Source organism: Paenibacillus melissococcoides, from assembly GCA_944800085.1.
Lineage (GTDB): Bacteria > Bacillota > Bacilli > Paenibacillales > Paenibacillaceae > Paenibacillus_B > Paenibacillus_B melissococcoides.
Map to the genome: position 1 here is coordinate 211,733 of CALYLO010000001.1, position 14,301 is coordinate 226,033.

The 14,301-nt window shown below is 52.6% G+C and carries 11 protein-coding genes and 2 pseudogenes; 8 read left to right on the forward strand and 5 right to left on the reverse strand.

The features are described 5' to 3' along the window. The first annotated feature begins 567 nt into the window (after nucleotides 1–567). The 5 genes from ltrA (at nucleotide 568) to OCY70_RS01000 (ending at nucleotide 5,439) form a co-directional block, all read left to right on the forward strand. Nucleotides 568–1,860, forward strand: coding sequence for a group II intron reverse transcriptase/maturase (ltrA, locus tag OCY70_RS00980; RefSeq protein WP_261944500.1), 1,293 nt, complete (start codon nucleotides 568–570; stop codon nucleotides 1,858–1,860). Between the two features lie 128 nt (nucleotides 1,861–1,988). Beyond that, on the forward strand, nucleotides 1,989–2,585 hold the full coding sequence (locus tag OCY70_RS00985; protein WP_261944501.1) for an ECF transporter S component: 597 nt from the start codon (nucleotides 1,989–1,991) through the stop codon (nucleotides 2,583–2,585). Between the two features lie 63 nt (nucleotides 2,586–2,648). Then, nucleotides 2,649–4,190 carry an ABC transporter ATP-binding protein gene (locus OCY70_RS00990; RefSeq protein ID WP_261944502.1) on the forward strand — a complete coding sequence of 514 codons (1,542 nt, stop codon included), beginning with the start codon at nucleotides 2,649–2,651 and terminating at the stop codon, nucleotides 4,188–4,190. Next, nucleotides 4,187–4,978 (forward strand): energy-coupling factor transporter transmembrane component T family protein, encoded by a 792-nt coding sequence (locus OCY70_RS00995; protein ID WP_213428055.1) that lies wholly within the window; start codon nucleotides 4,187–4,189, stop codon nucleotides 4,976–4,978. The genes OCY70_RS00990 and OCY70_RS00995 overlap by 4 nt, the downstream gene beginning before the upstream one ends. 182 nt (nucleotides 4,979–5,160) lie before the next feature. Beyond that, a complete protein-coding gene (locus OCY70_RS01000; RefSeq protein WP_213428054.1) occupies nucleotides 5,161–5,439 on the forward strand; it encodes a hypothetical protein in 279 nt (92 codons plus the stop codon). A 440-nt stretch (nucleotides 5,440–5,879) separates the two neighbouring features. Here the strand turns inward: OCY70_RS01000 and OCY70_RS01005 are convergent. Then, nucleotides 5,880–6,652 (reverse strand): annotated as a pseudogene (locus OCY70_RS01005) (HAD-IIB family hydrolase). Nucleotides 6,653–7,153: 501 nt separating this feature from the next. Here OCY70_RS01005 and OCY70_RS01010 point away from each other — a divergent pair. Next, nucleotides 7,154–9,043 (forward strand): sensor histidine kinase, encoded by a 1,890-nt coding sequence (locus tag OCY70_RS01010; protein WP_213428053.1) that lies wholly within the window; start codon nucleotides 7,154–7,156, stop codon nucleotides 9,041–9,043. 49 nt (nucleotides 9,044–9,092) lie between these two features. Here the strand turns inward: OCY70_RS01010 and OCY70_RS01015 are convergent, their stop codons facing one another. After that, a complete protein-coding gene (locus OCY70_RS01015; protein WP_213428052.1) occupies nucleotides 9,093–9,335 on the reverse strand; it encodes an NHLP leader peptide family RiPP precursor in 243 nt (80 codons plus the stop codon). 77 nt (nucleotides 9,336–9,412) lie between these two features. After that, nucleotides 9,413–10,348 carry a methionine synthase I gene (locus tag OCY70_RS01020; RefSeq protein ID WP_213428051.1) on the reverse strand — a complete coding sequence of 312 codons (936 nt, stop codon included), beginning with the start codon at nucleotides 10,346–10,348 and terminating at the stop codon, nucleotides 9,413–9,415. A gap of 256 nt (nucleotides 10,349–10,604) precedes the next feature. On the opposite strand from OCY70_RS01020, the gene OCY70_RS01025 reads away from it, so the two are divergent. Then, the gene (locus OCY70_RS01025) at nucleotides 10,605–12,533 is read left to right on the forward strand and encodes a sensor histidine kinase (RefSeq protein ID WP_249725007.1); all 1,929 of its coding nucleotides are present in this window, start codon (nucleotides 10,605–10,607) and stop codon (nucleotides 12,531–12,533) included. Beyond that, a pseudogene (locus OCY70_RS01030) lies at nucleotides 12,493–12,867 on the forward strand (Rpn family recombination-promoting nuclease/putative transposase); the annotation flags it as partial. The gene OCY70_RS01025 and the pseudogene OCY70_RS01030, both read left to right, overlap by 41 nt. A gap of 87 nt (nucleotides 12,868–12,954) precedes the next feature. Here the strand turns inward: OCY70_RS01030 and OCY70_RS01035 are convergent. Next, a complete protein-coding gene (locus tag OCY70_RS01035) occupies nucleotides 12,955–13,656 on the reverse strand; it encodes an AIM24 family protein (protein WP_213428050.1) in 702 nt (233 codons plus the stop codon). A gap of 12 nt (nucleotides 13,657–13,668) precedes the next feature. Beyond that, nucleotides 13,669–14,085, reverse strand: a complete 417-nt coding sequence (locus OCY70_RS01040; RefSeq protein ID WP_213428049.1) for a hypothetical protein — start codon at nucleotides 14,083–14,085, stop codon at nucleotides 13,669–13,671. Between the last annotated feature and the right edge of the window lie 216 nt (nucleotides 14,086–14,301).

The following is a 14,301-nucleotide window of genomic DNA, read 5'->3' on the forward strand; positions in this document are numbered from 1 at the left end:
GCTTACTCTACCGTCTGGGTTCCAGACGGTTTTTTTGTATGGCGTGCCCAGCGAAGCACGCATCATCTAGCCGGTGAAAGTCCGGTCACGGGAGGAGCCAAGTCCCCGTGTAGCTAGGATACCTGCGTACGGAGAAATCTGTACGTAGAAGCGTATCGACGAAAGTACCTGTCGGAGACAGGGCGAGCAACAGGCCAGGCCGTAACATGAAGTGAATCCTGCCGCGTCGTCAAAAAGGCCTCGCAAGAGGGAAAAGAGGAAGCCGAGTCCCGCGCATATGGACGAAGGCCAAGGAAGCTGGTTAGAACTTGGAGCGGCAGCGAAGAATCCTCCGGCGTATGGGGAGCGGCATGGTCTGAAAGAGGATGCAGTGAACTGGGGAGACCCTCCCCTGCACGAAAAAAAATTTTTTTTCGTAGCGAGATGCTCTATAAGCCTGAGAGCGAAGTGAGTCATCTGCAGGAAGGGAGTCCGAGGGGCTCATACTACCAGGGAACGCAGGACAGCACAACCTGCGGGAGGGAAGGGGCCCTGCTTTGTTCAAGCTTTTGGAGGAGGTACGAGTGAGTGAATGCCAAGCGGCTAACGACACCGAAAGAAAAAGTTCAACAACTCCGAGAAAAGCTAGGTCATGCTGCCAAGACGAGCAAGAGTAGAAGATTCCATGCGTTGTACGACAAGGTATGCCGGTTGGATGTACTGTGGGAAGCATGGCGATGTGTACGAGCGAACAAGGGAGCGGCAGGCGTAGATGGCGAGACGCTGGCAGATATCGAGAAGAAGGGTGAATGCCAGTTTATCGAGGAGTGCCGGGAACGTCTGGTGCAGAAATGCTATCGACCACAACCGGTAAGACGCCACTACATCCCAAAGAAAGACGGACGAAAACGACCACTGGGCATCCCGACCATACAAGATCGCGTCGTACAGATGGCAGTAAAGCTGATGACAGAACCGATCTTCGAAGTCGATTTTCAGGACTGTTCGTTTGGCTTTCGTCCGAAGCGCGGTGCGAAACAAGCGCTGGATCGAATACGAAAAGCATGTAACCGCAAAGGTAACTGGGTAGTCGACGTCGATATCCAAGGGTACTTCGACAACATCAACCAAGAGAAGCTGATGAAGCTGGTGGAAATGCGCATCAGCGACAGGCGTATGCTCAAGCTAATCCGCATGTGGCTCGAAGCCGGGGTGATGGAAGAAGGCAAGGTGAGAAGAAGCGACTTGGGCACGCCGCAAGGCGGAGTGATCTCCCCCCTGCTAGCTAACATCTATCTGAACTATTTCGACCGAATGTGGGGAAAGCACGGTAAAGAAGTTGGAGAACTAACGCGGTATGCGGACGATTTTGTCGTGGTGTGCAAGACAAGGAAGGATGCGCTCCATGCGTATAAAGTAGTTCGTACGATTATGGAGCGCCTAGAACTGACCCTGCACCCAGAGAAAACGCGGATAGTAGGGCTCTGGACGGGGGAAGAAGGATTTGACTTCCTCGGCATGCACCACCGAAAGACGAAAGCGGAAACAGGACAAAACCAAGTATATTACACGACCCGGCAATGGCTCTGCAGGAAGGCAGAGAAACACATACGGGAAGTGGTAAAGGAACGTCTAGCACCGCCGAGCATGCGGCATGTCTCATTCGAGGAACAGGTCAAATGGCTCAATCCGAAAATCCAAGGGTGGAAGAATTACTACACAACACCATTTAGCACGAAATGGATGACTAAGTTAGACTGGTATATCCGGCAACGTCTGACGAAATGGTATGCAAAGAAACGCCAGCGTAAATGCTGGCGTGGTTCCGGATACGAAGTGAAGATGCTGTGTCAAATGCATGGATTAAAGACACTATTGTGAGTTGCATGCACATGAATGACGAACATCGGAAAGCCGTATGAGGGAAAACCTCACGTACGGTTTGATGAGGAGGGGCTGAATATCTCAGCCCTTTACTCTAGAACCATGGGATAAGGGAGAGGGTAGCAATGCAAGAACAGGCAAATGACAAGAAAGGTTTGCGATTCCATGACATTCTCATTACCGTCATGATCGGGGTCGTCTTCGGCGTTATCTTCAAGCTGTGGGACAGCGTGTACAGCATCGTGAAGCCGCTGTTCCCGCAGGCGGGGCAATTGACTTACGGCATGTGGTTCATGGCCGGGCCGTTCGCCTACTTGCTCATCCGCAAGCCGGGCGTCGCGCTCATTGCCAGTCTGGCCGCAGCCAATCTGTCGGCCCTGCTCGGGTCGGCATGGGGGCTGGAGACGATCGTGTACGGATTCGTCCAAGGCTTGGCGGCCGAGCTCGTATTTGCCCTGGCGCGTTACCGCCGGGGAGGATTAGCGATCGCCGGAACGGCCGGAATCATGTCGGCGGCCGGATCGTTCCTCGTCGATCTCGGTTACGGCTACGCCGATTACGAGACATGGGTGCTTGTGCTGAAATACGGGCTGCGCATCATCAGCGCCTTCACGTTCGCCGGCATCTTCGCTTACTTCCTGATGCGCGCGCTGGAGGCGACCGGGGTGACCAAGTCGATTCGGCCGGTCGCGAAGGAAGAATACGCGGCACTGGATCGGTAAGCGCGCAGGACACAGGCTGGCGGGCAGGCGCCAGGCCGGCATCAATGGCACAACAACGATGGGGTGTTGGGATTGACACAAGCACGGGCGGCCTCAACCGCGGCCGCGATTACGAATCTGAGATTGAAATTCCCGGGAGAGGCGTCCTTGCTGTTCAAGGACCTCTCCTTCTCCATTGCTGCGGGGGAGAAGGTGCTGCTGCTCGGACCGAGCGGCTGCGGCAAATCAACGCTGCTGCAGGTGCTGAGCGGCATTATGCCTGACTCGGTGGAAGTGCCGCTCAAATATGAGCGGAGGCAGCTCCCGGATAGCTGGGGCTTCGTGTTCCAGGACCCGGATACCCAGTTCTGCATGCCGTATGTCGATGAGGAATTGGCATTCGTACTGGAGAATCTGTCGGTTCCGCGGAAGCAGATGGAGCCGCGCATGATAAGCATTTTGGAGCGGGTCGGGTTACGGCTGGATGATCTGCATACGCCGATTGCGGCGCTGTCGCAAGGCATGAAGCAGCGGCTCGCGCTCGCCTCCGTCCTGCTGCTGGAGCCGGAGGTGCTGTTCCTGGACGAACCTTCGGCTCTGCTCGATCCGGAGGGGACGAAGCAGATCTGGGTTACGGTGAAGGAGATCGCCGGCTCGCATACGCTGCTCATCGTGGAGCACAAGCTGGATCTGGTGGCCGATATCGTCGATCGGGTCGTGCTGTTCGACGACGAGGGCCGCATTATGGCAGATGGCGAGCCGGGCGCTATTTTTACGATGCATAAGGAGAAGCTGATCGAATACGGCATCTGGTATCCGGATGTGTGGCGGGATCACGTGAAATCGGAGGCGTACCACGCGATCGCGAGCGCCAAGCGGCGGCAGCGCCAGGCCGAAGCGGCTGCCGCTCTTCGGGCGGAGCCGATCATCGCCTTGCGCGGGTTCTGCGGGTACCGGGGAGAAGCCGAGGCGATCGCCGTCGAGGCGGCCGATGTCTATCCTGGCGAATGGATTGCCGTCACGGGCCCGAACGGGGCGGGCAAGAGCACGCTGCTGCTGTCCCTGATGCGGCTGCTTCGCGCCGGCGGCTCCTATGTAATCGGTGGACGCCCCGTCCCGGAGCCGAAGAAGCGCGGCTGGTTCCGGCAGGCCCGGCCGGAGCCGCCGGAGGAGCTGGCCTTCGTCTTCCAGAACCCGGAGATGCAGTTCCTGGCCGATTCCGTCTACGAGGAGCTGGCTTACGGCTTGCGGCTGGCGGAAGGGTCTGACGCGGAGATCGAGCGGCAGGTGACGGCTTTGATGGCGGCCTTCGATCTGGATATGGGAGCGGACCGGCATCCGTATCATCTCTCGCTCGGGCAGAAGCGCCGCCTCAGCGTCGCCACCGCCGTCGTGCGGGAGCATCCGGTGCTGCTGCTTGACGAGCCGACCTTCGGCCAAGACGCGAGGAACACGTTCGCGATCCTCGATAAGCTGGAGAGTCTCCGGGCGGCGGGGACGGCCATCGTGATGGTCACGCACGATCTGAATATCGTCCGCCACTATGCCGATCGCGTGTGGCAGGTCGAACGGGGCAGTCTTACGGTGCTGGACACGATCGGGGAACGGGAGGCGCAGATTACATGAATCTGCTGGTACCGGAAACCGAGACCTGGCTGCATCGCGTCAACCCGGCCTATAAGCTGTTCGTCTTCGTGCTGCTGCTTCTTGTCACCTTGTTGAACAGGCAATTCGACTTCGCCTTGAATCAGTTGATGGCCTATACGCTGCTGCTGTTCCTATTCAGCGGCCATTCCCGGAAGAAGGTGCTGCTGATTACGCTGCCGTTCCTGTTCTTGTTCATCTCTTCCGCTTCGACGATGATCCTGTTCGGCAAAGGCGAGCATATCTGGTGGACGTGGGGGCTGATTCGCATCTCCGAGGAGAGCTTCTACCGCGGTCTGATGCTGGGCTGCAAGACGCTGAGCTTCGGCATGCTGGGACTGGCCTTCGCCTTGACGACGAAGCCGATTCAGCTCTTCTACGCCTTGATGCAGCAGTTCCGGCTTCCCGCCAAGTACGCCTACAGCTTCATCGCCTCGATTCGGATGCTTCCCGCGGTCTGGGACGACATCCGTACGCGATCCGATGCGCTGACCGTGCGGGGCGTGCGCTATGCCAAGGGAATCAAGGGCATGTACGAGCGGCTGCGGAACTACGCGCTGCCGCTGCTGGCGCAGAGCATCCGCCGGGCCCAGCGCGTCGCCGTTGCCATGGAAGCGAAGCGGTTCCAGATGGGAAAAGCGCGCACATATTACTATGCGACGCGGTATACCCGTTCCGACATCGGCTTCACGCTCGCGATGCTCGGACTGGTGGTGGCAGCGTATTATATGGCGGTCCGGCTGCCGCTTGTCGGGTGGGGGCCGGGCTGAGAGCGGGCCTCCCGCTCGCTGCCCATGCGGCTGCCGGCTATCCTGGGAGATCTGACTGCTGGCGTTCCAGCCGGAGGGATGGATTGTTTTAAATCACGATGAGAGTTGAGATGCCACCGGCTTCGGGGGGAATCATCTTGGGAAAGGACAGATTGACAAGCTCTTGCTAAAGGGAGATGATCATGACTATTAAAGAAGTAGTACAGTCCATTGTTATCCACGGCTTTTTAGGTTATTTGTGGGTTCTTTTTATCACTCATGTCGTAAACGTTGCGAATTCAATGGAATATATGATAGCAGGTTCTCTTCTCATCCTGGCAGGGGCACTTTTGTTTTGGTGGATCGTTAACCGGATTACGCCCTTTCACAGTTATAAATTTACTCACCCTGCCAAAATCGCAGGAATTATCTCCTTTGTCTTGGTTACCTTGCTGCAGGTGTTTGGGTTCAACATGGTATAATCCGGCGGGGGAATCTTGGGCGCGGTCGAACCGCATGAAAAAAGGGGGTGTCCCAAAAGTAGTATTTTCACTACAGTGAGACAGCCCCCCCTGATTCTCAAAGCTCGACTCGCCGATAACTGCAAAACTGCAGCTTTGCTTTATGGCGTATACTCCGTTACAGGGAATCCTGCAAAACGGCATCAATTTCTGACTATCCAATCGATAAAAGATAAAAATCGATGAACATCATGTACTTTTGCAGGAATTTCATCAAATAGCAGCTTAAAGAGCAGAGATTGATGCATCCACGCAGCATTTCACTGCTTCATCCATCTTCCACCGGTTTGCGCCGCCGTTTTTCCTCATCCACATTCTCTTTTAACTCGTCATTTCCATCATTTTGCAGTGCCTGTGAGACACCCCCTTTGGCAGTCTTGTTGACAATATGGCATCCCGGTTCAGCTCGTTGCCATCAATGGATGCCGTGCCGCGAGCTCCTGAATCTTGGCGATAATCCGCGGTTCATCGTCTCCCTGGAGCGGAATGTCTTCCGTCGCATAGGCGGCCAGCTCCGGATGATGGCCCATCATGACCGCATGCCCGGCCGTCCGGAACATCGGGATATCGTTCGCGTCGTTGCCGAAGGCGATGAAGCCGCCTTCCTTGACGCCGAGGCGCTGGAGCGCGTTCCATGAATATTCGGCGGACTGAGATCGATGACGTCCTCGTGGCGGTGACGATGGACGACGACCCCGAGACGGGACAGCTTCTCGGCCAGCCCTTCCATATCGCGAGCAGATAGTATCAGAATTTTCACGATCGTCTTCAGCTCTTCGAGGGCAATGCAGCGCGCCAGCCGGGACGGGTCCAGATTGTTCCGAATCGGATGGTCGTCCGGACCGGTGTAAGCATAGTCCCAGTCGCTGTCGATGAGGTAGGCGGCTTCATGCTCGGCGATAAGCGCAAGCAGCGCCGAAGCCTGCTCTGCCGTGAAGGCTTCGGTGTGCACGACCCGGCCGTTCTTGGCGATCATGGAGCCGTTCCCCCCGATAAGCGAACCGCCATGGAGAGATTCAGGCAGCACAGGCAGCATATCCCGAATCGGGCGGGCGGAGGCGAAAATCACTTCATGGCCCTTTTGGCCCAAGTCCTCCAGACATTGCACAATCGGGTCCGTCAGCGGCTTCCCGCGGAAGCATATGGTACCATCCAAATCAAACACGAATTGCAACAGAATCCCCTCATTTCCACAGATGTATATCTAATATTGATGATAGATGTAACATAACGTTTTCTTGAATTTCCCGCTCTCATCCAGTAGCATAATCATTATCGCAGAAAAGAGAGCTTCTCTCAATTTATCGGCGACATGATGTGACGCGATTCGATCAATTACAACATTTTCTTCCTATTCGATAACTCCACATGATAAAACCCGCAGCGTTCCAATCCATCTAGCGTTGCTTCCATACGTAGATACGGCCGTTCCCCTCTGCATCTATCAGCGGCAAAGGGGGGGAGAATTTTCCTAGTCTGTTTCAATTAGTTCCCTTATCTTATATAACGGTGCATGGAGAAGAATCCCTAATTATACGGACAGACCGTAGAACGTTCGTTATTTGAATATAAGTAAATATTTGAAAATTTAAAGAAGGAATTGGCTCTCTTTTTGTAGAATTATTGCGAAATGGGGCAAATTGGCGAAACCAAGAGAAACGTGTAGGGGTGTGCGATGAGTGTGCGAAGATACATAGACGTCTTCTTCTTATTCCTGTTGCTGTTCGGGTGGCTTATGGACCCTGCTATCGGTAGAGCGGAGCCTGAACCGCAGAGCATCAAGCTGCACGAATGGGAAGTGATGTGGGAGACGAGTCCTAGGACGTGGGAGGACATCGCGTCCGCCCGGGAAGGCTGGGAGAAGGTCGATAGCAGGAAATCGATTCCGAAGCTGCCGGAGGGCGTGAACTCGGCATGGTTTCGGATTCGGTTGCCGGAGCTGGATCAAGATCAACCGGCGCTTTATATTGGGAAGTTGTACGCGAATACACTAGATGTATGGGGACATGATGGCAGAAGGCTATTCCATGATTCAAGGGATTACTTTCACGATATTTATCATGTCTTTGTCCCACTGGATCCAGAATACAGTACGATATTTATTCATACAACTGCTAACAAGGGAAGAGTCGGGATTCAAGTGCCAGTCATTGTAGGTGAATACCAGCCGCTTCAAGTGAAATATGTTAAGGAAGGGCTTACGGAGATAGTTATAGGAAGCAGCCTGATACTTATTGCTTTCATTATGTTTATATGTGCAATTTTTCTGCGTGGAATCGAGCTCCCAAGCTGGCTATCCTTAACACTTGTTATCTTTTCCCTAGGCATAGTGACGATAACATACTCAAAGTTCACCTATTCGTTTTTCAGAGAGTGGGGGCATTTGAGCGTTAGATTTTTTGATCTAGCAATGATGGTATTGTTTCCTAGCTTGACCTATTTCTTTATGAAATTTTTGGGAAGCGGTCCTTATAAAATCATTCTTAGATTTTTTATATTCCAAGTTTTTTATTCGGTTATCTGGTTCCTTTTATTTTTGTATTTTTTCGAAATCAAGAAGGATGATTCCGACCAGATTTATACTTTGTTTTCAATACACATATTTAGTATTTATATGATTATCCTGTTTATCTTATTGTTAATCTTCTCAATTAGCCATGCCATTCGCAAGAACAAGGATGCAATCTTGTTTACACTTGGTTTCAGCTTGTTCTCTATTATGGCTGTGGGTGAAGTTAGTTGGTACACTTTTGTATCGAGGGAATATGAACTACATTTATGGAAGTGGGGGGTTGTCTGTTTTGTTGTGTGTCTCATTCATATACTGGGACGAAGAATTGCAGAAAATCACCGACGTGTAATTTTCTATGCGAAGGAACTGGAATTATTCAATGGCAAATTACAGCAGTCAGAGAAGATGGAAATATTAAGCGAGTTGGCCGCATCCGTTGCGCATGAAGTTAGGAATCCGCTGCAGGTGACAAGGGGATTTCTCCAGCTGCTTGGCGGCAAGATGGGAACGAAGGAACAGAAATATCTCAACCTCGCCCTGACCGAGCTTGATCGTGCTTCTGAAATTATTACGGATTTCTTAACGTTCGCGAAGCCGGAGTTGGACGAAATTCATATCCTCGATGTAGCTGATGAACTGAAGCATATCGAGGGCATCTTGATGCCGATGGCGACAATGCATGGGGGCGCGATCGAATTGGATGCTAATCCGAATCTCCGGATTCAGGGGAACTCGTCCAAGTTCAAGCAAGCCTTTATTAATATGATTAAAAACAGCATTGAGGCGTTCACCGAAAAAGGACTGATTCTGGTCAAGGCATTCGAGCGGGAAGGGCAGGTTATTATCCGAATTGAGGATAATGGGATCGGCATGGATGAGGAGGAACTGAAGCGGCTAGGCGAGCCGTACTTCTCGAATAAGACGAAGGGGACCGGGCTTGGGTTGATGGTTACTTTCCGCATTATTGAAGTAATGCAGGGGAAAATGGATATCAAGAGCGAGAAGGGCGTTGGTACCGTCATTACCGTCTCTTTTCCTTCTGTTTCAAGATAAATATAAAAGAAGAGGGCTCTCAGGAGCACCTCTTCTTTTTAGTTATCAGTTACCAAATTCCCTTTCTCGCTGTTGAAGCAGTTTTCATAACCTCCGCTGGATTCGGCGGGATGACCAGCACGTATTGATCAGATGTCTCTTCTACCGTAGTCAATTGAATATGGTCAGGAATAGAAATACCTAATAATTCCTTGATAGCGGCCTTCGGATCGGCAAGCAGCTTCTCTTTGAACGTGGCGTCTTCCCATGCTCTTTGCACGATTTGGTTCATATGCATTTGATTAATAGACATATAACTTATCCCTCCATAGTTGTAGATTCACAAGATTATAGGTAGATTACCATTGAAAGATTCCGACCCACCAGTTCCTATTTTGCAAGATTAGACAATATATATGAAAATCCGCCTGCCATCAGCTTATTTCTTTCCTCATATATGTTCTCCGCTTCTTGCCTAAGACTGTCGGCCATCGCTTGATGGAAGGCGAGCAAGTTCGGAGAGGCGACAGGCAGCCGCTGAAGCCGAGCATGGTTCTCTGCCGCGATAGCAGCATAGCCCTGCAAGGCGTCGGACACGGTAATGGCCTGGCGCACCTCGTCGGGCGTCAGCGGAGCGCCTAGGGGCCGGTTCGTCATGGAGCGGATCCAGGACAATAGGCAATTATAGCTCCCTTCCCGCAAATCCTTCTCCCAGTCCTCTGCGTCATCGGACATTTGCAGCGTGACGAGCACAGTCTCTACCGCGGCCGTGATGGCTGGCAGCAAATGATCCGTTCCGCCAAGATAAGCGGCTCCTACGGCGGACAGCTTGACGGGGGACGCTTTGTGCGCGACTCTAATCCGCTCGTTGAGGAAGAAGTCATGCTCCAGTTCCATGCTGACAGCCTCGGCCCATTCGGCGCTGCAGCGGCTGAAGGCATACCAGAACGGCGAGAAGGCAGGGAATAGTTCACGGTAAACCTTTTCATATTCGATGTAACACAGATGTCCGAGCGCCAATGTCTTATGCCAACTTCCTTGCCGAGGGCTGTCCATGACATCATCCAGCAAGCAATAGTGCAGCATCATGAAGACCCCCGCCATTCCCAAACGGCGGGAATCGCATCGCTTTGCCCCGGTTGCCTCCTGCAGCCAGAACGGGAGCAAATAGCAGATATAGTTAGTTGACTCAGTAAGCAGCGGGTTGGACTTTTCCAAATAATGAAGGCCCATCTCCTGCAACGGTGCCGGGAACGATGAGATAAGGCGCGCCGCCTCTGCAAATATCGCCTCCAAATCCTCCTTGTAATCGTCGAACCATTCCATATTACCGTCCTCCTGGGTCGAAATCGGGTCTACTCCTGGATCCGCTGCGACAAAAAATCCTGCATTCTTAGTACCCCTATTATAGAAGCCATCAATCATCGGAGCAACAACATAAGAAACAGAATGTCGAAAAACAAAAGCAGTGCAAGGGATTCGTGGCGGATAGAGAAGGAAATTAGCGATAACTGTCGAAATAGTGCCAGTGTAGGATGGGGTTCACCATCTCATTACAAATTGGAACGGACAGAGGTGCCTCATGAGAACAATTTTTAAATATTCAACGGTGTCGTTCATACTTCTCATGGCGGCCTTTCTTCTGTGCCCTTCTCTTCTGTGGGCAGAAGCGGAGCAGGGAGAACTGGGGGTGACGCAATGGCAGGTGCTCTGGGAGACATCGGCCCGGGAATGGAAGGACATTTCCTCTACGGATGAGGGCTGGATAGATGTCGATATTCGCGAAGGAGAACCCGGCAAGCCCGAAGGGGCCCGATCGGCCTGGTTCCGCTTCAGGCTGCCGCCGCTGCAGTGGGACAAGCCCGGGCTCTGGATTGAACAGGTTTATGCCTGCGAAGTAGAGGCATTTTCGGAAGAAGGGCGAAGCCTGTTCCGTTCTTCGCGGCTGTTCTCCTTCGACATGAATCCGGTGCTTATTGGCCTGGATCCCAGCGAAGAGGAGCAGGTGCTTTATTTTCATGTCCAGACCCCTTCCGGACAGTTGGGCATTCATGACACGATCAGAATCGGAGACTATCAAGAGCTGCTTCCCGAGTATGTCAAGCAAGGGCTCGTCAATGTCGTCATGGGGAGCGCCCTGATACTTATTGCGGTTGTCATGCTGATTTGCACACTGTTTCTCCGGAACATATTTTTCTCAAGCTGGCTGTCACTCTGCGTGCTCATTCTATGCGCAGGGGTGATGATCTTTACGTACTCATCGTTTACCTATACGTATTTTTTCTATACCGAGGTATGGTCGCTCGTTATTTATGATTTTGCGATGCTGGTCTTTTTCCCGCTGCTTACCTATTATTTCGAATTGATGTTCGGCCCGGGCCCGTATTGGATTATCCGCAGGCTCCGGCAGCTCCAGACCGCGTATTCCATTCTGTCTCTGGCCGTTCTGTTCCTTAATATTTTGGCGGATAACCGCTTTTATGATATGTACTATTTCCTGTCGATTCGCGTGCTCGGCTTCCTGATACTGATTCAGTTCGTCGTGCTGATCTCGGCGTCCATCCGTTACGCCTTCCACAAAGATAAAGACGCCATTCTGTTCTGCGTCGGATTTGTCGCCTTTGCGTTGATTACCGGATGCGAATTAATCTGGTTCCTGCTTCATCCCGGCTATTATTATATGGTGTACTGGAAGTGGGGGATCCTGCTGTTCGTCGTGGCCCTTATCATTATTTTGGGCCGCAAAATCGCGCGTAATCACGAGCAGGTCGTTCAATACTCGAAGGAGCTGGAGCTGTACAATCACCGGCTACAGCGTTCGGAAAAGATGGAGATCATTAGCGAGCTGGCCGCTTCCGTCGCCCATGAAGTGCGGAATCCGCTGCAGGTGACTCGGGGCTTCCTCCAACTGCTGGAGAAGCAGTCCGGTCCGAAGGAGAAGGAATACTATCATTTGGCGCTGACCGAACTGGATCGGGCATCCGGCATTATTACCGATTTCCTCACCTTTGCGAAGCCCGAGCTCAATGAGCTCGCCCTGCTGAATGTGCGGGAGGAATTGGAGCATGTCCAAGGGGTCCTCCTGCCGCTGGCCAATATGCAGGGGGCGGAGATTACGATCGACGTGCCGCCCGATCTCACGATTGAAGGGAACTCGTCCAAGTTCAAGCAGGCATTTATCAATCTGGTCAAGAACAGCATTGAGGCTCTGCACAGCAACGGATGGATCCGGATTGCCGCTCATAAGCAGGACGGGCAGGTTATCATCCGGATTCGGGACAACGGGGTAGGAATGAACAGGAAGGAGCTGGCGCGGCTGGGCGAGCCCTATTACTCCAACAAGACGAAGGGTACCGGACTGGGGCTGATGGTGACCTTCCGCATCATCGAAGTGATGCAGGGCAAGCTGGAGTTCCACAGCGAGAAAGGCGTCGGAACCGAGGTTACCGTTACTTTTCCGGCTGTGGAGTGTGACAATCAATATTTTGAACTATTCGTGCCTGCCGAATGAACGATACCATAATGTATTTCATTTGCGCGAAGATCATTCGCTTATTCCGCTTATTGATGATCTTGAAATCCATGTCATGGAACTGCCCAAGCTGAATCAATACGAGGTTCCAGTGAAGGGCGGTTTAGTGAATTGGTTATTGTTTTTGAAAGGTGTAGACAAAGCGAAATGGGAGGTGTTGACAATGAACGAACCAATGCTGAAAAAAGCGATGACCACCTTGGAATTTTTGAGTCAGGATGAACAGACGCGGATGGAATACGAAGCCCGTCAGAAGTATCTGCTTGACGAAGCATCCCGAGTCGCAGGGGCTAAGGCGGAAGGAAGAGCCGAAGATCAATTGCGGTTTGATCATCGGCTCTTTACGATCTTGTACGCTCATTCCCTCCGAGACGGTACCTCGATAATACGGCTCCCCGCTCTATTTGATAAATACGCCCCCGAACGGGATGACCTCGCGCAGAATGCGCTTGAACAGTCCTTCATCGTTCATCTCGTTCACGAGCGATTGATTCTGCCTTCCGGCCTGGATAAGAACGGAGCCCCTGCCGGTCATCTTCCAATGATAATTCATATGTTGGCTGGCGAGATGATTGCCGTATACGCATAATTCCAGCTTCGCGTTCTCGGGGTAGGCGATAACGCTGCCTGCGTCCACGTAGAGGGGCTGGTCCGGGTGGAGCTCGGTATCGCAAGCCGTGCCCTGGGTCAGGATGCCGATCTGCCCTTCGCCGGAGAACTTCACCTTGACGACATCCTGCGTGATGAGCATGTTCTTCATGCTCAAGATGCGGGTCTGCATCGTAATCCCTTCCGTATAGAACAACAGATGACGCACGTCATAGAGCAGGTCGCTCTCCCCGGTCAACGGAACGGGCTTCATGCTGAATCCGGGGGGCAGCGCGGTCAGAAATTCGCAGGGTCCGGTGAAGCGGGCCTGGATAAGCTTCTTCTTGCGGTACATGCCCTTGGCGGTCATCAGCCGGTCGGAGCGCCCGCCGGGAGCGCCGCGATAGGCGATAATCTGCTGCGGATGGAGCACGTTCACCTGCTCTCCCTCTTGAACCCGGAAGGTGACGGCTTGTCCGTTCGTATGGTTCTCGTGTTCAAATATGATGTCCATCCGGAACTCCTCCTATCTTGCGCGAACTCGCATCCAGATACGCAGGCCGCGCAGCAGCATGAAATACCCAATCAGAAGGCCGGCCGCCGTGATTAGCAGCGCCCTCATCTTGCGGTAGCTCGCCTGGCGTTCCTCTTCGAGCTGCTTCAACTCGGCAACCATGCGGGTGAGCTCCTGATTCTGCTCGATTAATTTTTGGTTTTCCTGCCGGTATATCTCCATATTTTGATGAGCTTGCTCTAATTGGTCGACGGTCTGGCGGTAATTCTCCTTCAACGCATTGACTTCTGCGGGCAGTTCGGAAATATCCTTGATCGTGCTCCACCACCCGGCATGCGCCGCAGGCTGGCCGGAGAGAAGCAAGAAGCAGAACATGGATGCGATAAGTGCACTGCGGCGGAGCGGCCGCGTTATGTATGGCTTGTTCATTCCCGATGCCCCCCTTATATGCAAAGAATGGCTTCATACCAAGAAATACGAAAATAATGTCGAATCGTTTCCTATTTTGGTCAATCTGAAGGATAAAAGCAAGTATTTATTGCAGGTTGCCGCAGGAGGAATATTGACTCTTGGTAATGGACTCCGATACACTGAGGAGATACAAATGATGATAAGAGGAACGGGATAGATACGATGGATAGATTC

What these genes read in the sequence shown, in the direction of transcription:
- OCY70_RS01010 (WP_213428053.1), top strand. Translation starts at nt 7,154, where the DNA reads ATGAGTGTGCGAAGATACATAGACGTCTTCTTCTTATTCCTGTTGCTG.
- OCY70_RS01015 (WP_213428052.1), bottom strand. Translation starts at nt 9,335, where the DNA reads ATGTCTATTAATCAAATGCATATGAACCAAATCGTGCAAAGAGCATGG.
- OCY70_RS01020 (WP_213428051.1), bottom strand. Translation starts at nt 10,348, where the DNA reads ATGGAATGGTTCGACGATTACAAGGAGGATTTGGAGGCGATATTTGCA.
- OCY70_RS01040 (WP_213428049.1), bottom strand. Translation starts at nt 14,085, where the DNA reads ATGAACAAGCCATACATAACGCGGCCGCTCCGCCGCAGTGCACTTATC.
- OCY70_RS01000 (WP_213428054.1), top strand. Translation starts at nt 5,161, where the DNA reads ATGACTATTAAAGAAGTAGTACAGTCCATTGTTATCCACGGCTTTTTA.
- OCY70_RS01035 (WP_213428050.1), bottom strand. Translation starts at nt 13,656, where the DNA reads ATGGACATCATATTTGAACACGAGAACCATACGAACGGACAAGCCGTC.
- OCY70_RS00985 (WP_261944501.1), top strand. Translation starts at nt 1,989, where the DNA reads ATGCAAGAACAGGCAAATGACAAGAAAGGTTTGCGATTCCATGACATT.
- OCY70_RS00995 (WP_213428055.1), top strand. Translation starts at nt 4,187, where the DNA reads ATGAATCTGCTGGTACCGGAAACCGAGACCTGGCTGCATCGCGTCAAC.
- OCY70_RS01025 (WP_249725007.1), top strand. Translation starts at nt 10,605, where the DNA reads ATGAGAACAATTTTTAAATATTCAACGGTGTCGTTCATACTTCTCATG.